Source organism: Kitasatospora sp. NPDC049285 (assembly GCF_040678815.1).
Taxonomy (GTDB): domain Bacteria; phylum Actinomycetota; class Actinomycetes; order Streptomycetales; family Streptomycetaceae; genus Kitasatospora.
In genome coordinates this window covers 38,183-55,605 of record NZ_JBFAQR010000025.1, presented here as the reverse complement: position 1 = coordinate 55,605, position 17,423 = coordinate 38,183, and the positions used below count along the sequence as shown (strand labels likewise).

At 74.5% G+C, this 17,423-nt stretch carries 17 protein-coding genes and 2 pseudogenes; 15 read left to right on the top strand and 4 right to left on the bottom strand.

What is annotated here, in order from left to right; all coding sequences use genetic code 11:
* Positions 1–2: 2 nt before the first annotated feature.
* From AB0K51_RS18160 to AB0K51_RS18135, 6 genes are read left to right on the top strand one after another with little or no spacing between them, the layout of a single operon-like run.
* Positions 3–1,325, top strand: coding sequence for an O-antigen ligase family protein (locus AB0K51_RS18160; RefSeq protein WP_363456008.1), 1,323 nt, complete (start codon positions 3–5; stop codon positions 1,323–1,325).
* Entirely contained in the window at positions 1,322–3,043 is a 1,722-nt protein-coding gene (locus AB0K51_RS18155) for a lipid II flippase MurJ (RefSeq protein ID WP_363456005.1), read from the top strand. The genes AB0K51_RS18160 and AB0K51_RS18155 overlap by 4 nt, the downstream gene beginning before the upstream one ends.
* Entirely contained in the window at positions 3,033–3,818 is a 786-nt protein-coding gene (locus AB0K51_RS18150; RefSeq protein WP_363456002.1) for a polysaccharide deacetylase family protein, read from the top strand. Before AB0K51_RS18155 ends, AB0K51_RS18150 begins: the two co-directional genes overlap by 11 nt.
* Positions 3,818–4,963 (top strand): glycosyltransferase, encoded by a 1,146-nt coding sequence (locus AB0K51_RS18145; RefSeq protein ID WP_363456000.1) that lies wholly within the window; start codon positions 3,818–3,820, stop codon positions 4,961–4,963. Before AB0K51_RS18150 ends, AB0K51_RS18145 begins: the two co-directional genes overlap by 1 nt.
* 33 nt (positions 4,964–4,996) lie before the next feature.
* Positions 4,997–5,683: a lipopolysaccharide biosynthesis protein gene (locus AB0K51_RS18140; RefSeq protein WP_363455997.1), complete on the top strand. Its 687-nt coding sequence runs from the start codon at positions 4,997–4,999 to the stop codon at positions 5,681–5,683.
* On the top strand, positions 5,680–6,861 hold the full coding sequence (locus AB0K51_RS18135; RefSeq protein ID WP_363455994.1) for a GNAT family N-acetyltransferase: 1,182 nt from the start codon (positions 5,680–5,682) through the stop codon (positions 6,859–6,861). Before AB0K51_RS18140 ends, AB0K51_RS18135 begins: the two co-directional genes overlap by 4 nt.
* Here AB0K51_RS18135 and AB0K51_RS18130 read toward each other — a convergent pair.
* On the bottom strand, positions 6,838–7,926 hold the full coding sequence (locus AB0K51_RS18130) for a glycosyl hydrolase (RefSeq protein ID WP_363455991.1): 1,089 nt from the start codon (positions 7,924–7,926) through the stop codon (positions 6,838–6,840). The two genes, AB0K51_RS18135 and AB0K51_RS18130, sit on opposite strands and share 24 nt — an antisense overlap.
* A 374-nt stretch (positions 7,927–8,300) precedes the next feature.
* On the opposite strand from AB0K51_RS18130, the gene AB0K51_RS18125 reads away from it, so the two are divergent.
* From AB0K51_RS18125 to AB0K51_RS18085, 9 genes are all read left to right on the top strand, one after another.
* A complete protein-coding gene (locus AB0K51_RS18125) occupies positions 8,301–9,209 on the top strand; it encodes a hypothetical protein (protein ID WP_363455988.1) in 909 nt (302 codons plus the stop codon).
* 86 nt (positions 9,210–9,295) lie between these two features.
* Positions 9,296–10,894 carry an ABC-F family ATP-binding cassette domain-containing protein gene (locus tag AB0K51_RS18120; protein WP_363455986.1) on the top strand — a complete coding sequence of 533 codons (1,599 nt, stop codon included), beginning with the start codon at positions 9,296–9,298 and terminating at the stop codon, positions 10,892–10,894.
* Between the two features lie 363 nt (positions 10,895–11,257).
* Positions 11,258–11,491: a helix-turn-helix domain-containing protein gene (locus AB0K51_RS18115; protein WP_363456107.1), complete on the top strand. Its 234-nt coding sequence runs from the start codon at positions 11,258–11,260 to the stop codon at positions 11,489–11,491.
* 243 nt (positions 11,492–11,734) lie between these two features.
* Positions 11,735–12,538, top strand: a complete 804-nt coding sequence (locus AB0K51_RS18110) for an enoyl-CoA hydratase/isomerase family protein (protein ID WP_363455983.1) — start codon at positions 11,735–11,737, stop codon at positions 12,536–12,538.
* A gap of 190 nt (positions 12,539–12,728) precedes the next feature.
* A complete protein-coding gene (locus AB0K51_RS18105) occupies positions 12,729–13,205 on the top strand; it encodes an Asp23/Gls24 family envelope stress response protein (RefSeq protein WP_363455980.1) in 477 nt (158 codons plus the stop codon).
* 38 nt (positions 13,206–13,243) lie between these two features.
* Positions 13,244–13,435 (top strand): hypothetical protein, encoded by a 192-nt coding sequence (locus AB0K51_RS18100; protein WP_363455977.1) that lies wholly within the window; start codon positions 13,244–13,246, stop codon positions 13,433–13,435.
* Positions 13,435–13,779: a hypothetical protein gene (locus AB0K51_RS18095; protein ID WP_363455974.1), complete on the top strand. Its 345-nt coding sequence runs from the start codon at positions 13,435–13,437 to the stop codon at positions 13,777–13,779. The genes AB0K51_RS18100 and AB0K51_RS18095 overlap by 1 nt, the downstream gene beginning before the upstream one ends.
* Positions 13,776–14,444 carry a DUF6286 domain-containing protein gene (locus tag AB0K51_RS18090; RefSeq protein WP_363455972.1) on the top strand — a complete coding sequence of 223 codons (669 nt, stop codon included), beginning with the start codon at positions 13,776–13,778 and terminating at the stop codon, positions 14,442–14,444. Before AB0K51_RS18095 ends, AB0K51_RS18090 begins: the two co-directional genes overlap by 4 nt.
* Complete coding sequence (locus AB0K51_RS18085; protein ID WP_363455969.1) at positions 14,441–15,091, top strand: alkaline shock response membrane anchor protein AmaP; 651 nt, start codon at positions 14,441–14,443, stop codon at positions 15,089–15,091. The genes AB0K51_RS18090 and AB0K51_RS18085 overlap by 4 nt, the downstream gene beginning before the upstream one ends.
* Positions 15,092–15,099: 8 nt before the next feature.
* Here AB0K51_RS18085 and AB0K51_RS18080 read toward each other — a convergent pair whose 3' ends face one another.
* The 3 genes and pseudogenes from AB0K51_RS18080 to AB0K51_RS18070 form a co-directional block, all read right to left on the bottom strand.
* Complete coding sequence (locus AB0K51_RS18080) at positions 15,100–15,855, bottom strand: SDR family oxidoreductase (RefSeq protein WP_363455967.1); 756 nt, start codon at positions 15,853–15,855, stop codon at positions 15,100–15,102.
* 42 nt (positions 15,856–15,897) lie between these two features.
* Positions 15,898–16,797, bottom strand: a pseudogene (locus AB0K51_RS18075) (right-handed parallel beta-helix repeat-containing protein); the annotation flags it as partial.
* Between the two features lie 159 nt (positions 16,798–16,956).
* Positions 16,957–17,379 (bottom strand): annotated as a pseudogene (locus tag AB0K51_RS18070) (carbohydrate binding domain-containing protein); the annotation flags it as partial.
* Positions 17,380–17,423: the final 44 nt, after the last annotated feature.

Below are 17,423 nucleotides of genomic sequence, written 5' to 3'. Positions count from 1 at the left end.
CCGTGGCCCTCACCCTGCAACGACCGTACTCCGCCCAGGAGCTGACCCGCATAGTCCCGGCCCGGCCGAGCCTGCTGGCGGCGGCCACCGTGCTGCTGGTCTGCGTGCCGACCGGGGAGAAGGACGTCACCGCGGCCGTGCACGTCACCGCCGCCGACCTCGCCTCGCTGGCCCTGGTCGGGCTGATCACCCTCGACCTGCTGCGCGGTCGCGCCCCCCGGCTCGACCCGGCCGCCGCCCTGCTGTTCGGCGGCGTGGTGCTGGCCGCGGGCGTCGCCACCCTGCACTCCATCGACCCGTCGGCCAGCGTCACCGGCTTCGTCCGGCTCACCCAGATCTTCGTGCTGGTGCCCGCCGCCGTGCTGCTCGCCGTCCGGGACGCGCTCGACCAGCGCCTGGTGCTCGGCTCCTTCGTGCTCGCCGCGCTGATCCAGGGCGTGGTCGGCGCCCACCAGTACCTCACCCGCACCGGCGCCTCCTACACGGGGCAGCCGATCCGCGCGGTCGGCACCTTCGGCGCGCTGGACGTCATGGCGATGTCCACCGTGGTCTCCTACGGCCTGCTCGCCGCCCTCGCGCTCGCGCTGGCCGAGCGGCGACCCGGCGGCAGCCGGGCGCTGCGCGCCGCGATGTGGGCGGCCGCCGCGTTCCTGGCCTTCCCGCTGGCGGTCTCCTTCAGCCGGGGCAGCTGGATCGCCACCGCGGTCGCCGCCACCGTGCTGCTGCTGCGCGCCGACGCCCGACTGGCCGTCAAGGGCGTGCTGGTGGGCGCCGCCGCCGCGGTGGTGCTGGTCGGCGGGCTCGGCCTGGGCGCCTCCGGGGTGACCGAGCGGCTCAGCTCGATCGGCTCGGTCTCCGCCGCGCCCGACCAGTCGGTCTCCGACCGCTACGACCTGTGGGCCACCGCCGGGCGGATCTGGCAGGACCACCCGCTCACCGGTGCCGGCCCCAAGGCGTTCCAGCAACTGCGCGACAGCCACGCGCCGTTGCGGCTCTCCTCCGGCAGCGACGCGGCCGACCCCACCATCGGGTTCGAGCGCGAGCCGCTGCTCTCGCCGCACAACATGTACTTCCTGGTGCTCAGCGAGCAGGGCCTGCTCGGCGTGCTCGCCTACCTGGCGCTCTTCCTCACCCTGCTGCTCGGCTGCCTGCGCCGCGCCGCCGGTCCGGGCCTGGCCGCGCTCGCCCTGCTCTGCTGGGTGCTCTGGGACTTCCTCTACGCCGACATCGGCGGCACCACCACCGTGCTGACCTCCGTGGTCCTCGGTCTGGCCGCCCGCACCGCGCTGCCGGGACCCGACTCCCGTGGAGCGTCCGGAGCATGACGACCGATCAGCCGGTGGCCGAGGTCGCCGCGACCGTCCCGAGCCCGCGCCCCGCCGCCGCCGTGCCGCCCCGCCGGGGCGTCCTGGTCAAGGCGTTCGGGGTGACGGCGCTGCTCAGCGCGGCCGGGTCCGGCCTGGGACTCCTCCGCGACCTGCTGCTGGCCCGCTACTTCGGGGCCAACCAGGGCACCGACGCGTTCCTGGTCGCCTGGACCGTCCCGGAGACCGCCGCGCCGCTGCTGATCGAGGACGCGATGGCGTTCCTGATGGTCCCGGCCTTCAGCCTGGCCCTGGTGCTGCGCGAGGAGCGTACCCAGGGGCCGGATCCGGTACGGCAGTTGACCCGGGCCACGCTGCCCTGGCTGCTGCTCGCGCTGTGCACGCTGTCCGGCCTGGCCGCGCTCGGCGCCCCCCAGCTGGTGGCGCTGCTCGCCCCCGGCCTGGCCGACCCCCAGCTGGCGGTCACCTGCACCCGGATCACCGCCTTCACCATCCTGCCGTTCGGGGTGGCCGGCTACCTCGCCTCCGCGCTGCGCGCCCTGCACGCCTTCACCGCCCCGGCCACCATCTACGTGCTGTACAACCTGGGCATCCTGGCCCTGCTGCTCAGCGGCCACGGGCTGCTCGGGGTGCGCTCGGCCGCGCTCGGCGTGACCTTCGGGAGCCTGCTGATGGCCGGCGTGCTGGTGGTCCCGTTCGCCCGCCGGCTGCGCACCCGGCGGCGCCGCAGCCGCCGGCGCGCGGCCGCGCCCGGGCTGGTGCTGGTCCCGCTGGCGCTGTTGCCGGTCGCCGCGTTCACGCTGACCCGGCAGGCCCAGGTGTTCATCGAGCGCTACCTCGGCTCGGGGCTGCCGCCCGGCACCATCTCGCACCTCAACTACGCCGCGAAGGTCTCCCAGTTGGCGATGACCTCGGCGATCCTGATCGTCACCGTCACCTTCCCGGTGGTGGCCAGGGCGCTGGCCGCCGGGGACCTCACCGCCGCCCGCGACCGGGTGGAGAAGGACCTCAGCCAGGCCGCCGCGGTGGTGCTGCTCGGCACCGCCTTCCTGCTGGCCTGCGCGCCGGCCCTGGTCGCGGTGCTCTTCCAGCGCGGTGCGTTCGGCCCGGCCGACACCGCCGCCACGGCCGCGGTGATCCGGGTGTACAGCTTCGGGCTGCCCGCGCAGGCGATGATCGGCGTGATGGTCCGGCCGTACTTCAGCGTCCGGCCGGTGGTCCGCCGGGCCGACGCGCCGCGGGCCGAGGGCGACCGCACCACCTGGCCGGACTGGTACCCGGTCGGCGCGATGGGCCTCGGGCTCGCCGTCACCTTCGCGGTCGGCGTGTTCGCCACCCCGCGCTTCGGCGCGCCGGGCCTGGCCGCCGGGAACGCCGCCGGGATCACCACCACCGCCGCGCTGCTGCTGCGCGGGCTGATACTGCGCGGCGTCGCGCTGCGGCTGCCCCGGGTGCTCGGCGGCCAGGCCAGGCTGCTGGCCGCCGCCGTCCCCGCCGCCGCGGCGGGCGCGCTGGCCGCCCGCAGCCAGACCGCGCCGCTGCCCGCCACGCTGCTCGGCGGGACCACCGTCCTGCTGGTCTTCGCCGTCCTCGGCGCCCTGTTCGGCGCCGAGGCGGTGCGCGGCCCGGTGCTCGCCGTGGGGCTTCGCCTCGCCCGGGCCCGCCGACCGCACGCCCCGTCCCCTGCCGCCGAAGGGAAGCCGCCCCGTGGACGCTGACCCCCGCCTGCCGGCCCAGGCGATCGCCCCCCGGCTCGCGCCCTGGATCCTGATGTACCACTCGGTCGCCGAGGAGGACGAGGATCCGTACCTGCTGACCGTCAGCCCCGAGCGGTTCGCCGAGCAGATGGACTTCCTGCACCGCACCGGCCGACGCGGCGTCAGCATCCGCGAGCTGCTGGCCGCCCAGGCCCGCGGGCGGGAGGCCCGGCTGGTCGGGCTGACCTTCGACGACGGGTACGCCGACTTCGCCGGGCACGCCGTCCCGGTGCTGCGCGAGCACGGCTTCACCGCCACCGCGTACGTGGTCCCGGACCTGCTCGGCACCGAGAACGGCTGGGACGTCGAGGGCCCGCGCAAGAAGCTGCTGACGGTCGAACAGGTCACCGAACTCGCCGCCGCCGGCTGGGAGATCGGCTCGCACGGCCTAGGCCACCAGGCGCTGCCCGGGCTGTCCCCCGCCGCGATGGAGCGGCAGACCAGGGACAGCCGGTGCGCGCTGGAGGACCTGGTCGGCGGCCCGGTCACCGGCTTCTGCTACCCGTACGGCGCGGTCGACCTGCCGTCCAGCCGCGCGGTCGCCGAGGCCGGCTACGACTACGCCTGCGCGATCGAGCACTCCTCGCTGACCGGCCGGTTCGCGCTGCCGCGCTGCTACGTCGGCGACCGCGACGGTGCCTGGCGGCTGCGGGCCAAGCACGGCCGGCACCGCTGGCGGGACGCCGTCACCGGGCTGCGCTGGGCCCCGCCGAGAGTCCCGGCGGGGGAGCGGTGATGCGGATCCTGCACGTGGTCACCGGCCTGCACGCGGGCGGCGCGGAGCGCCAACTCGCCCTGCTGCTGCGGCACCTGCCGAAGGACCAGGAGCACGAGGTGGCCGCGCTGAGCAACCCCGGCACGGTCGCCCGGGAGCTGCGCGCCGACGGCTTCACCGTCCACGACCTCGGGATGCGCGGCAACCGCGACCTCGGCGTGCTGCCCCGGCTCACCCGGCTGATCCGGACCGGCCGCTACGACCTGGTGCACACCCACCTGTACCGGGCGATGCTGTACGGCCGGCTGGCCGCCCGGCTGGCCGGGGTACGGGCGGTGCTGGCCACCGAGCACTCGCTGCAGGCCGGCGTGATCGAGGGGCGGGCCACCTCACCCGGCGTCAAGGCGCTCTACCTGGCGGCGGAGCGGCTCGGCAGCACGACCGTCGCGGTCTCCGGCCAGGTCGCCGGGGTGCTCGCCGACTGGGGCGTGCCGCCCGCCCGGGTCCGGCTGCTGCCGAACGGCGTCGACGCCGCCCGGTACCGGCTCGACCGGGCCGCCCACCGGGACCGGATGCGGGCCGAACTCGGGCTGCCGCCAGACGCGTTCGTGGTCGGCGCGGTCGGCCGGCTGGTCCCCGGCAAGCGGTTCGAGGTGCCGCTGGCGGCCCTCGCCGACCTGCCCGGCGCCCGGCTGCTGCTGGTCGGCGCCGGACCCGAGCGGGAGCGGCTGCTCGCCGAGGCCCGGCAACTCGGCGTCCGGGAGCGGCTGGTGCTCACCGGCGAGCGCGACGACGTGCCGGAACTGCTCACCGCGATGGACGTCCTGGTCTCGCCGTCCCGCGGGGAGACCTTCGGGCTGGCCGCGCTGGAGGGCCTGGCCGCCGGGCTGCCGGTGCTGCACTCGGCCTGCCCGGCACTGGCCGAACTCCCCCCCGACGCGGCCCCCGACGCTCGCCTGCTGCCGTCCGAACCCGCCGCCTACGCGCGGGAGTTGGCCCGGCTGGCGGCCGGTCCGCGCGGTCCGGTGCCGGTGCCGCCCGCGGTCCGGCACTACGACGTGGCCCGGATCGCCGGCGAACTGGCCGCGCTCTACCGGGAGTCGGCCGCTCGGCTGCCCGGTCCCCGAGCCGATCGCGCCGCCCGGCGGCGTCCGGCGGCCCACTGAACCCCCCTGTCCGATCTGCCTCTTGGAGTCCCGATGTCCGATCCGCGCCGCAGCGCCCGTGCGCTGGCCCGTCGTTGGTGGCCGCTGGCCCTCGCCGTCCCGCTGGGCGCGGCGGCCGGGGCCGGGTACGCGCTGGTCTCGCACCCCTCGTACGCCGCCAACTCCTACGTGGTGGTGGTCCCGCAGAACCCCGGTGAGAACTCCACCGCGGTCAACTTCGCCCAGGCGTACGGCCGCCTCGCCGGGCAGCCGCAGGTGCTGGTGGCGGCCGCCGCCGAGTCCGGGCACTCGGTGACCACGCTGGCCGGGATGGTCCGCGGCACCACCTCCCCGGACGCGCCGATGATCGAGATCACCGGCACCGGCACCCGGCCCGAGGAGGCGGTGAAGAACGCCGACGCGGTGGCGAAGTCGCTGATCGCCTTCGGCAACGCCAGCAGCAAGGAGACCGGGGTCCGGCTGGTCCCGCTGGCCGCGGCGGCCGAGCCGGACGCGCCCTCCTCGCCGTCCGCGACCCTGGACACCGGGGTCGGCGCGGCGGCCGGCGTGCTGCTCGGCACCCTGGTGATGCTCACCCGCCGCCGCCCGCAGGAGAGCGCCGCCGTCGATGCCGCGCTGCCCGCCCAGGCCGAGCCCGCCGCCGTGCCCGAGCCCGCCGCCAAGAAGCCCGCCGCGGCCACCGCCGGCCCGGCCAGGACCGAGGCGGCGAAGGCCCGATGAGAGTCCGTCCGAACCCCCGCGCCGAGGCGCGGGTGCCCGAACAGGCCGACCGGTCCGGCGCCGACAGCGAGCGGTGGACCGCCGAGGTGCTGCGCGACGACGACGCCCTGGACCGGTACGCCGAGGAGTGGGACGACCTCTTCGACCGCTGCTCGACCGCCACCTCCTTCCAGGCCGCGCCCTGGCTGTCCTCCTGGTGGCGGCAGTACGGCCGACCCGGCGGGCTGGTGCTGGTGCTGGTCCGGCGGGACGGACTGCTGGTCGGCGCGGCCGCGCTGCGCCGCCGCGGCCCGTTCGGCGGGCTGACCAACCTCGGCGGCGGCCTGGTCGACTTCACCGACGTGCTGCTCGACGACGACTGCGCCGACCGGGCCGCCGCCCGGCTCGCCGACGCGCTGCCGCTGCGCCGCCCGTGGCACAGCCTGGAGCTGCGCGAGGTCCGCCCGGGCGCGGCCGTGCAGCGGGTGTACGCGCACTGGGCCGGCCGCCGGCACCGGTTCGCCGACTCGCTCTGCCAGTACCTGCCGGCCGTGCCGATGGAGGAGCTGCTGAAGCGGCTGCCCGGCAAGACCGCGCAGCGCAGCCGGGTCAAGCTGCGCAAGATCGCCCAGTCGGGCGTGGTGGTGCACGCGGCGACGCCGGAGGAGGTCCCGGAGACGGTGCGCGAGCTGCTGCGGCTGCACGTCCTGCAGTGGCAGGCGCGCGGCGTCACCCCGGAGCACCGCTCCGAGCGGTTCGCGCGGCACCTGAGCGAGTCGACCACCGCGCTGGTGGCCACCCGCCGGGCGGCCATACACCGCTTCGAGCTGGCGGGCGAGGTGGTCGCGGTGAACCTGGTGCTGCTCTGCGACCCGTTCGGCGGCCTCTACATGTACGGGGCGCACCCGGAGCTGCGCGAGCGGCTGGACATCGCCGGGCTGCTGTTCGGCGCGGCGCTGGACGAGGTCCGGGCCGAGGGCATCCCGCAGTTGAGCCTGCTGCGCGGCCAGGAGCCGTACAAGCAGCGCTGGCGGCCGGACCAGCTGCCCAACCAGCGGCTGGTGCTGGGCCCCGGGCGGCTGGCGCCGTTCGCGGCGGCCCGCGCGGTGCGGGTGCGGGCCCGGCTGGCGGCGGTGGAGCTGCTGCGGACCCGGCTGCCGCGGGTGAAGCAGGCGCTAGCGCGACTGCGTCTTCGGTGACGCGGCGACCGGGCCGACGGCGCCGGTCGAGCCGGACATCAGCTGCTTGAAGACCGCCGCCGACTTCGGGTTCTGCTTGCAGCCCCAGAAGCCGTGCGGGCAGTAGTCGGTGACGGTCTGGTAGGCGGTGTCGTGGGTGCGCATCCACTCCACCATCCGGCGGACGAACTCGGGGTTGTCGCCGTTGCGGAACAGCCCCCACTCCGGGTACGAGACCGGCTTGCCGCGCTTGGCGGCGAACTCGACCTGGTCCTGCAGCCCGTACGGCTCGGCGACGTACTGGTCGAAGGTGCCGCCGGCCGGCTGGTCGTAGCTGTCCATGCCGATGATGTCGACCACGTCGTCGCCGGGGTAGCAGCGGGTCCACGGGACGGCGTCGAGGCCGCGGGTGGGGGTGAAGTCGAAGGAGAAGTGCGAGCCGGGCACCGAGCGCATCACCGAGACGATCCGCCGCCAGTACGCCTTCCACGCCGTCGGGTCGGGCTTGCAGCGCGAGGTGTAGGTGACGCCGTTCATCTCCCAGCCGAGGGTGATGACGGTGTCGCCGCCGCCGAACGCGACCAGCTTGCGGGCCAGGCGCAGGAAGTGCTGGTCGAACTCGCCCTTGGTGCCGCGGGCCAGCAGCCGGGCCACCTCGGCGTCCGGGACGTTGCCCTCGTTGGGCACCAGCATCGGCACGCCGAGCACCAGCCGCCGGGTCGGGTCGGACTGCCGCCACAGCGACCACATCCCGAGCACCGTCGGATCGCCCTCGACGTCCTGCCAGCTGTTGCCCGCCAGGTAGGTGTGGCCGACCTGCATGTTGGCGTTGTTCAGCCAGGACGCCATCCGGGCGATGTTGGGGATGTAGTTGTCCCAGGAGCCGACGAACGCGCCGAACGGCACCTCGTGCCTGGTGCGCTGCACCACCGGCCGGGGCGCCGCGCCGCGCGGCTGGATGGCGTCCGAGGAGAGCACCGCGTCATGGCGCTCGGTCTGGCTCAGCGGGGTGCCGGAGGGCACGCTCGCGGTCGTCACGAGCAGTAGCAGAGCGGCGGCGGCCAGGGTGAGTCGGCCGAGGCGCATGGGCTCTCCGTCCGGTCCAGGGGACAACGCGGGTCCTGAGAGCCTAACCTGACAGACCGTCACAAATGCCTCATGTCACCCTAACGTGGCAGGTCGTACGGGTGTACCCAGGGCCCGGCGCCCGGGCACGCCCCGCCGGTCCTGCACCCGCGAGGAGTCCGGCGGTCGCCTCGTCGTCAAACTGAATCCTGTCTCACCTCTGTAACAGTCCGTCCGCCGTCCGGAGTCGTACCCCAACCGCCCCCGAGCGCCGCCGGTCCGCCGCAGCCGCAGGTCGGAGCGGGTCGTGTCGGAAGTGGATAAAGGTCTGGACCGCGACGCGGCGCGCCGTAACCAAGCTGACCCGGCGGGGGCCCGGACGGTACGCTCCGGCCGTGTCCTTCAATCCGCTGCGCAGTCTGTCGCCCCGATCGGCCCTGCCCGCCGCCGCCGTGCTGCTGGTCCTCGCGGCCGGCGCCGCCGCGCACGCCAACCGGCCGGAGCCGTTCGGCGACCGGGTGGCGCTGCCGGGCGCCGCGGACGCCAGCCCGGTCGGCGTGCAGTCGCTGAACGCGGGCGAGCTGGAGCTGAAGGTGGGCCCCGGCGTGGAGGCGTACGCCCAGGGCAGCGGCGAGCACCTGTGGTCCTACCGGCGCGAGGGCGCCACCGCGCTGTACCTCGCCATGGTCGGCGAGAACGCCGCGGTGGTCTGGGACGACGGCATGGTCACCTCCGTCCACCCGGCCGACCACTCGGTGCGCTGGCACCGCTCGGTCCCCGGCCTGGCCGACTGGCTGCGCGCCGACGGCGAGCCCGGCGCAGCCGACCGGACCGACGACCAGCGCCGGCAGACCGCGGTCCAGCGGGCCGCGGCCGCCCTCCAGCCGGTCAACGACGTCGAGCCCTGGGTCACCGTGGTCACCCCCGGCCTGACCATGGGATTCCGCGACCGGGACGGCGACCTGCGCTTCAACTCCCGCCCGCCGGCGGGCTGTTCGTTCGACCCGCTGCGCACCGTGCACACCGACGACGCGGTGCTCAGCCCGCGCACCTGCCCGCCCGCGGCCGGCGGCGCCCGCCAGCTCCCCGGCGGCATCACGGTCTTCTCGATGTCCGACCACGGCGGCCAGCTCGCCGCCGGACCCGACGTCACGCTGCGCCGGCTCGACAACCACCGGGTCGCCATCGAGGACGGCCCGGTGATCGGCACCCGGACCTTCGACACCTCCCTCGGCGTCCCCGAGACCCCGTGCGGCGCCACCTCCGTCCCGTTCGCGGCGATCACGCCCTTCTGCGAGCAGTAGGGCGGGCCCGGAAACCGGTTCGCGGGCTCCCGTAGACTGGAGGCTCATGGCTGAGTGCCATACCCACGTCTAGGAGTGCCCCAGCCATGATTTCCGCGAACGCCCTGGAGCTTCGTGCCGGTGCCCGCATCCTGATCGAGTCCGCCAGCTTCCGGATCGCCCCGGGCGACCGGATCGGCCTGGTCGGCCGCAACGGCGCGGGCAAGACCACCCTCACCAAGGTGCTGGCGGGCGAGGGCCTGCCGGCCGGCGGCACGGTCACCACCTCCGGCGAGGTCGGCTACCTGCCGCAGGACCCGCGCACCGGCGACCTCGACGTCCTCGCCCGCGACCGCATCCTCTCGGCCCGCGGCCTCGACACCGTGCTGAAGAAGATGCGCGAGAACGAGGAGCGGATGGCCAACGGCAAGGGCGCCACCCGCGACAACGCGATGAAGAAGTACGCCCGGCTGGAGACCGAGTTCCTCACCAAGGGCGGCTACGCCGCCGAGGCCGAGGCCGCCACCATCGCCGCCGCGCTGGGCCTGCCCGACCGCATCCTGGGCCAGCCCCTGCACACCCTCTCCGGTGGTCAGCGCCGCCGCGTCGAGCTGGCCCGGATCCTGTTCTCGGACGCCGACATCCTGCTGCTGGACGAGCCCACCAACCACCTCGACGCGGACTCGATCGTCTGGCTGCGGGACTTCCTGAAGACGTACAAGGGCGGCTTCATCGTCATCTCGCACGACGTCGACCTGGTCGAGACGGTCGTCAACAAGGTCTTCTACCTGGACGCCAACCGCTCCGCCATCGACATCTACAACATGGGCTGGAAGCAGTACCAGCAGCAGCGCGAGGACGACGAGAAGCGCCGCAAGCGCGAGCGCGCCAACGCGGAGAAGAAGGCCGCGACGCTCAACGCGCAGGCCGACAAGATGCGCGCCAAGGCCACCAAGACGGTCGCCGCGCAGAACATGGCCCGCCGCGCCGAGAAGCTGCTCTCCGGTCTGGAGCAGGCCCGGGTCTCCGACAAGGTCGCCAAGCTGCGCTTCCCCGACCCGGCCCCGTGCGGCAAGACGCCGATGACCGCCTCCGGGCTGTCCAAGTCGTACGGCTCGCTGGAGATCTTCACCGACGTCGACCTGGCCATCGACCGCGGCTCCAAGGTCGTCGTCCTCGGCCTCAACGGCGCGGGCAAGACCACCCTGCTGCGGATGCTGGCCGGGGTGGAGAAGCCCGACACCGGCGAGGTGATCCCCGGGCACGGCCTGAAGATCGGCTACTACGCGCAGGAGCACGAGACGCTCGACCCGGAGCGCACCGTGCTGGAGAACATGCGCTCCTCGGCGCCGGACACCGACCTGGTGCAGATCCGCAAGATCCTCGGCTCCTTCCTGTTCTCCGGCGACGACGTCGACAAGCCCGCCGGCGTCCTCTCCGGCGGCGAGAAGACCCGGCTCGCCCTGGCCACCCTGGTGGTCTCCAGCGCGAACGTGCTGCTGCTCGACGAGCCCACCAACAACCTCGACCCGGCCAGCCGCGAGGAGATCCTCGGTGCGCTGCGCTCCTTCACCGGCGCCGTCGTCCTGGTCACCCACGACGAGGGCGCGGTCGAGGCGCTCCAGCCCGAGCGGATCATCCTGCTCCCCGACGGCGTCGAGGACCTGTGGAGCCCCGCCTACCACGATCTGGTGTCGCTGGCCTGAACCCCGCCCAGCCGGCCGTGAGCACCGGACGGCGCAGCGGAGTAGACGCCGGATCGGCCCGTGGTACGAGAAGATCTGGTCTTCCGGCGAAACCGGGAACAGCTGAGCCCCGGCTTCCGTTTTCGGTCGGGGCGCTGACCGGCGTGCGCGGTTTGCCCGCTGACGGTCCGGGCTGAGCAGCGGATTCGCTCACCCAGCGGAGCACTTGGGGGGCGCGTGCACCCTGCGTGAGCGCCCTGGTGCGGAGCGAACACCACCGCAGGACTGCGCTTTCCCGCGACCGACCTTGTCGAATGGGTGGCCAGGAGCCTTGCAATGGGTGATCATGGGATTCTGACCGATCACCTCTACGAGGAGGCACGGGTGGCCGAGACTCTGAAAAAGGGCAGCCGGGTAACAGGTGCCGCGCGTGAGAAGCTCGCGGCCGATCTCAAGAAGAAGTACGACTCCGGCGCGAGCATCCGCGCCCTCGCGGAGGAGACGGGCCGCTCCTACGGCTTCGTCCACCGGATGCTCAGCGAGTCCGGGGTGAACCTCCGGGGTCGCGGTGGCGCCACCCGTGGCAAGGGCAAGGCGGCTGCGGTCGCCGGTTCCTGACGACCCATCACCTCCGGCGGGCGGCCTCCGAGCAGCCCCGGCCGCCACGGCTCTTGCACGCGCTGCTCGCCTCGCACCATGCTCCACAACGGATCGGCGGCCGGGTTCTCCCGAGCCGCCGACCGCCGTTTCCGGACCCGTGCGCACGCGTTCCTGTACGCGCCGGGACGGCTTTGTTACTCTCCAGTAGCCCGTCGGGGTCGGCGGGCCTTTCCCTGCCCAGTCGCTGGAGGTAGCACCGCCATGACCGACCACATCCCCGACGCCGACCGCCTCGCCTGGGAGCAGGCCGGGGTCCGCCTCGACCTGGACGGCGAGCTCGCCGTGGTCACCCTCTGCGACCCCAAGCGCCGCAACGCCCAGACCCCCGCCATGTGGCGCGCCCTCGCCGCGATCGGCCGCGCGCTGCCCGGCAGTGTCCGGGTCGCCCTGCTGCAGGCCGAGGGCTCCTCCTTCTCGGCCGGCCTGGACCGCGCGATGTTCACCCCCGAGGGCATCCCCGGCGAGACCACCTTCCTGCAGCTCGCCGCCCTGCCCGACGCCGAGCTGGACGCCGCCATCGCCGGCTTCCAGGAGGCCTTCACCTGGTGGCGCCGCACCGACCTGATCACCGTCGCCGCGGTCCAGGGCCACTCCGTCGGCGCCGGCTTCCAGCTCGCGCTCGCCTGCGACCTGCGGGTGGTCGCCGAGGACGTCCAGTTCGCCATGAAGGAGACCTCGCTCGGCCTGGTCCCCGACCTGGCCGGCACCAAGCCGCTCAGCGACCTGGTCGGCTACGCCCGCGCCCTGGAGATCTGCGCCACCGGCCGCCGGGTCGGCGCCCAGGAGGCGGTCACCATCGGCCTCGCCAACCTGGCCGTGCCCGCCGCGGACCTGGCCGGCGCCGCGAGCGACCTCGCCGCCGCCCTGCTCGCCGCCCCGCGCGGTGCCGTCATCGAGACCAAGGCCCTCCTGCTCGGCGCCGCCGCCCGCGACTACGACGCCCAGCGCGCAGCCGAACGCGAAGCCCAGGCCCGCCGCCTGCGCGAGCTGGCCGGCCTGGCCTGACCCCGCCCGACCGCAGACCGCGAGCCGGCCGTCCACCGCGTGGCACCCCGCCACCCGGTGGACGGCCGGCTCGCGTCGGTGGGGGTGATCCGGCTCTTGGTTGGCGGACTGACGGTGCGTGAGGTGTGGCGGAATGTCAGAGTTGGGGTGATTTGCGGTATAGCTGGAGTCGAACGTCAGGAGGCCCGTGATGGCGCAGAGCCCTACTCCCACCCCCGCCGATCTGCACAAGAGCGTGTCGGAGAGCCAGTCCGGTGATGAGCGCGGGCGGACGGCGCTCGCGGTCGGGGTGGTGGAGAAGATCGCCGGGATGGCGGCGCGGGAGGTGTCCGGGATCCATGCGCTGGGGTCGGGCTTCACGCGGACCTTCGGGGCGATGCGCGACCGGGTGCCCGGGTCGAAGTCGAGTGTCGGACGCGGGATCAAGGCCGAGGTCGGCGAGAAGCAGACGGCGATCGACATCGCGCTGGTGGTGGAGTACGGGGTGGTGATCCCGCTGCTCGCCAGCCAGGTGCGGGCCAACATCATCGAGGCGGTGGAGCGGATGACCGGCCTGGAGGTGGTCGAGGTGAACATCGCGGTCAACGACGTCCACCTGCCCGACGAGCCGGACGAGGAGGAGGAAGAGGTGCCCTCGTCGTCGGGACGGCGCCCGCGCGTGCAGTGAGAAGTGGTCCGGTCGCGAGAAACCCGAAGGAGTAGCGGATGAACCTGGCGTTGGTGGGCCTGCTCGCCGGCATGGCCCTCGGCTTCGCCGGCTACTTCGGCGGTTTCGCCGCGTTCCTGCTGGTCGCGGCGCTCGGCGCGGTGGGCTTCGTGGTGGGACGGCTGATCGAGGGCGACATCGAGCTCGGTGACCTCGGCGATCTGCTGCGCGGCCGGGACCGGCGGCGTTGATGGCGTACCCGGGGGTGGTCGCGAGCCCGCCCGCACAGCGCGGCGGTGAGCGGATCGCGGACCGGGTGTACCGCCGGATCGCGGCCCGGGCCGCCGCCGACGCGCTGGCCCCCGCCTGGGCGGAGCGTCCCGGCCCGCGGCCGTACCCGCAGGTCTCGGTGCTGGTCTCGCACGGCCGGGTCCGGCTCACCCTGCACCTCGAACTCCCCTTCCCCTGCGACGTGTCCACCCTCGCCCGCACCGCCCGCGAGGCCGCGTGCGCGCGGGTCACCGAGCTCACCGGCACTCCCGTCACCGTCGCCGACGTGGTCATCGACCGCCTCCACGCGGCGGCCGCCCGATGACCGCCCCGCCGGAGCCGGTCCCGCCGGAGCCGGTCCGGCCTGACGAGGCGGTGGAGGTCGAAGGCGGCGCACCCGAGCCGGAGCCCGAGCCGGAGCCGAAGCGGTGGTCGGGCGGGCGGTGGCTGCGGGCCGAGCGCGGGGTGGCGACGGCGGTCGTGGTGGCCGTCGTCGTGGTGGCGGCGGGGGCGTTGCTCTACGACGTGATCGCGGTGCGGGCCGGCGGGCACGCCAGGCCCTGGCGGCAGGACCTGGCGGACCAGTTGGCGACCCGTCACCTGGACGATCCGTGGGTGCTCGGGTTCGCCGCCGGCGCGGTCACGCTCGGTGTGCTGCTGCTGTGGCTGGCGTTCGCCCGGGGGCTGCGCGGCTGGCTGGCGCTGGAGCCGCGCGGGACGGCGATCCACCGCAGCGCGGTCACCGCGCTGATCGACCGGCGGGTCCGGGAACGCGCCGACGTGTACTCCTGGCAGGTGCGGGCGGGCCGCCGTCGCACCCGGGTGACCGTCGCCGGGACCACCGATCCGGCCGGGGTGGAACAGGAGTTGCGGGCCGAGCTGGCCCGCATCCCGTTCGCCGTGCCGTACCGGCTGGACGTCCGCACCCGGCCGGTGAAGGAACACCACCGCCACCGCCGGGACCTCGCCGAGCTGGAGCCGCCCCGATGAGCCGTCGCCGCCGGATCACCCGACGCGCCGTCAACCGCACCGTCCTGGCAGCGGTCGGGCTGGTCCTGCTGGTCGGCGGGCTGCTGGTGCTGCTCGGCGGCTTCGACGTCTACGGCCGGCTGGGGATCACCCCGCCCGGCTGGTGGCCGCTCACCTCGCCCGACCAGCCGGTGCTCAGCTCCGCCTCCCGCGCCGACTGGTCGTCCCGGTCCTGGTGGTGGCCGGTGGCCGTCGCGGTTCCGACGGTTCTCCTGCTGGGCGGCCTGTGGTGGCTGTTCTCCCAACTGCGACGCGGCGGCCCGGCCGGGGTCGACCTGCCCTCCCCGGCCGCGCCCGGGCAGCCGCACTTCGCCCTGCACGTGCGCAGCCGCGCGGTCGAGGAGGCGGTCGAGTCGGAGGCCGTCGCGCTCCCCGACGTCGACCGCGTCACCGTCCGGGTCACCGGCGCCTCCCACCGCCCCGAGCTGCACACCGCGCTCCGGCTGTCGCCGTACGGCGACACCGGCGCACTGGTCGACGCCTACCGCACCGGGCCGGTCGAGCACGCCCGCCACTCGCTGGGCCTGGCCGAGCTCTCCACGGAGCTCCGCATCCGGGTGACGAAGCCCCGCAAGGCGCGGACGAGCAAGACCAAGCGGGTCCGGTAGGCGGGGGACTACAGGCCGCGGAGGGCGCCGCCGTCGACCGGGAGCATCAGGCCGGTGAGGTAGGAGGCGGCGGGGGAGAGCAGGAAGGCGGCGGCCCGGCCGAACTCGGCGGGGGTGCCGTAGCGGCGCAGCGGGATGCCGGCGGCGGCCGCCTCGCGGGCGGCGGCGGGGTCGGCGGCGAGGGAGTCGAGTTCGCGGACGCGGTCCGTGTCGATGCGGCCGGGGAGCAGCCCGAGGACCCGGATGCCGCGGGGGCCGAGTTCGTCCGCGAGGGTCTTGGCGGCCATCGCGAGGCCGGGGCGCAGGCCGTTGGAGATGCCGAGGCCGGGGATCGGCTGGCGGACCGAGGTGGAGAGGACGAAGGCGATGACGCCGCCGTCGCCGAGATGTTCGGCAGCGGTGCGGGCGAGCCGGAGGGCGCCGAGGAAGACCGCGTCGAACGCGGCGTGCCAGGCCTCGTCGGTGGCGGTGGCGACCGGGCCCGCGGTGGGACCGCCGACGCTGATCAGTACGCCGTCGAAGCGGCCGAAGCGCTCGCGGGCGGCGTCGATCAGCCGCTGCGGGGCGTCGTGGTGGGCGTTGTCGGCGACCACGCCGTGCGCGTGGTCGCCGAGGGCGGCGGCCGCGGCGGCGACCGACTCGGGCGTGCGCCCGCTGATCACCACCCGGGCGCCCTCGGCGACCAGTTGTTCGGCGGTGGCGCGGCCGAGGCCCCTGGTCGCGCCGGTCACCACGTACACCCTGTCCTGCAGTCCGAGATCCATGCCGACCATTCTCCCCGGCCGGCCCGGCCCGGAGCGGGAGGGTCAGCCCACCGGGATGCCGGGGTTGACCAGGGCGGTGCCGCCGGTGACGGTGTTGTCCGCGGTGACGGTCACAGGGCAGGCGACGGCGTCGTAGTCGGTGACGTCGATCGCGTACTTGGCGGCGTTCGCGCCGCTCGCCCCGGTCAGGTCGGAGTGGTTGCCGCGGAAGACGGTGCCGCAGCCCCAGCCGGGCAGTTGGGCGTGGGTCTGGTAGCCGTCGTTCATGGTCCGGACGCCGGTGTTGTTCTCGATGACGTAGCCGTTGCCCTTCACGTCGACCCAGGAGTCGTCGTAGTTGACGTTCGTCAGGCCGTTGCCGTCGAAGCGGTTGCCGGAGACCAGGCCGCCGGTGGTGCCCTCCTTGAGGTCGATGTTCTCGCCGCCGATGTTCGGGCCGATCACGTTGTCCAGGATCTGCACGCGGTCGCTCCGGTCGGTGAGCGTGTTGGCGGTGCCGACGTACACCCCCTCGCCCTTGCCGTCGTGGGCGCTGCCGGTGTCGTGGACGGTGGAGTTGCGCAGCACCCCGTCGCTGCTGGAGTTGCGGAAGTGCACGCCCTCCATGCTGGTGTGATGGACCGTCACCCCGTCGATCACCACGTGGGTCGAGGCGTCCAGCATGATGCCCTTCTGGGCGCCGGTGAGGGTGATCCCCTGGATCGTCCAGTACGAGGCGCCGTTCAGGTACAGCGCGTTGCCGCCGCCGGTGGTGGTGGAGAGCACCGCGTTGGGCGAGCCGCTGAGGGTGATCCGGGCGGCGGCGGTGCCGGGCGTGGAGGCCTTGAAGTTGCCGACGTAGGAGCCGTCGGCGAGCTGGATGGTCTGCCCGGGGGCGGCGGCGGTCAGCGCGGCCTGCAGCTCCTTGCCGTTGGTGACCCGGACCGTGCTGCCGGCCGGGGAGGAGCTCGCGGTCGGAGTCGGCGTCGGCGTCGGCGTGGGTGTGGGCGTGGGGCTGGCGGTGGTGGTGGCGGACGGTGACGGGGTGGCGGTGGCCGTGCCGGTCGCGGTGAGCGAGACGTCGTCGGCCAGGTACGGGGTGCCGTACCAGCCGCTGAGCGTGACGGTGACCTGGGTGGTGGCGGCGCCGGTGGTGAAGGTGCGGGTGAGCTGCGCCCAGTCGGCGGCACCCGTCCAGGTGGAGGTGGCGACGCCGGTGCCGGAGGCGGCCAGGGTGACGTAGGAGCCCTTCACCCAGGCGGTCAGGGCGTAGGAGGTGTTCGGCTGCACGGTGACGGTCTGTGAGCAGGGTGCGAGGTCGCTCGCGCCGGGCGTGCCGCTGAGGGCGTAGCCGCCGGAGTGGGGGGTGGCGGCGGCCCGGGCGGTGCCGGTGCAGCTCCAGGGGGAGAGCGCGCCGGTCTCGAAGCCGGGGTTGGTGAGCAGTTCGGTGGCGGCGGTGGCCTGGCCGGGCAGCAGCGTGAGGGCCGCGCTGCCCAGGCAGAGGGCCCCGGCCGCGGCGAGGCCGCGGCGGGTGGTGTGCGTCATGACGGTTCGCTCCGTTGTGGGGGGAGAGCGGTTGCGGACGAGGT

Bases quoted from the DNA above. Each gene is read 5' to 3' on its own strand.
- AB0K51_RS18155 (WP_363456005.1), top strand. From the start codon at position 1,322: ATGACGACCGATCAGCCGGTGGCCGAGGTCGCCGCGACCGTCCCGAGC.
- AB0K51_RS18145 (WP_363456000.1), top strand. From the start codon at position 3,818: ATGCGGATCCTGCACGTGGTCACCGGCCTGCACGCGGGCGGCGCGGAG.
- AB0K51_RS18140 (WP_363455997.1), top strand. From the start codon at position 4,997: ATGTCCGATCCGCGCCGCAGCGCCCGTGCGCTGGCCCGTCGTTGGTGG.
- AB0K51_RS18135 (WP_363455994.1), top strand. From the start codon at position 5,680: ATGAGAGTCCGTCCGAACCCCCGCGCCGAGGCGCGGGTGCCCGAACAG.
- AB0K51_RS18130 (WP_363455991.1), bottom strand. From the start codon at position 7,926: ATGCGCCTCGGCCGACTCACCCTGGCCGCCGCCGCTCTGCTACTGCTC.
- AB0K51_RS18120 (WP_363455986.1), top strand. From the start codon at position 9,296: ATGATTTCCGCGAACGCCCTGGAGCTTCGTGCCGGTGCCCGCATCCTG.
- AB0K51_RS18110 (WP_363455983.1), top strand. From the start codon at position 11,735: ATGACCGACCACATCCCCGACGCCGACCGCCTCGCCTGGGAGCAGGCC.
- AB0K51_RS18105 (WP_363455980.1), top strand. From the start codon at position 12,729: ATGGCGCAGAGCCCTACTCCCACCCCCGCCGATCTGCACAAGAGCGTG.
- AB0K51_RS18100 (WP_363455977.1), top strand. From the start codon at position 13,244: ATGAACCTGGCGTTGGTGGGCCTGCTCGCCGGCATGGCCCTCGGCTTC.
- AB0K51_RS18095 (WP_363455974.1), top strand. From the start codon at position 13,435: ATGGCGTACCCGGGGGTGGTCGCGAGCCCGCCCGCACAGCGCGGCGGT.
- AB0K51_RS18090 (WP_363455972.1), top strand. From the start codon at position 13,776: ATGACCGCCCCGCCGGAGCCGGTCCCGCCGGAGCCGGTCCGGCCTGAC.
- AB0K51_RS18085 (WP_363455969.1), top strand. From the start codon at position 14,441: ATGAGCCGTCGCCGCCGGATCACCCGACGCGCCGTCAACCGCACCGTC.
- AB0K51_RS18080 (WP_363455967.1), bottom strand. From the start codon at position 15,855: ATGGATCTCGGACTGCAGGACAGGGTGTACGTGGTGACCGGCGCGACC.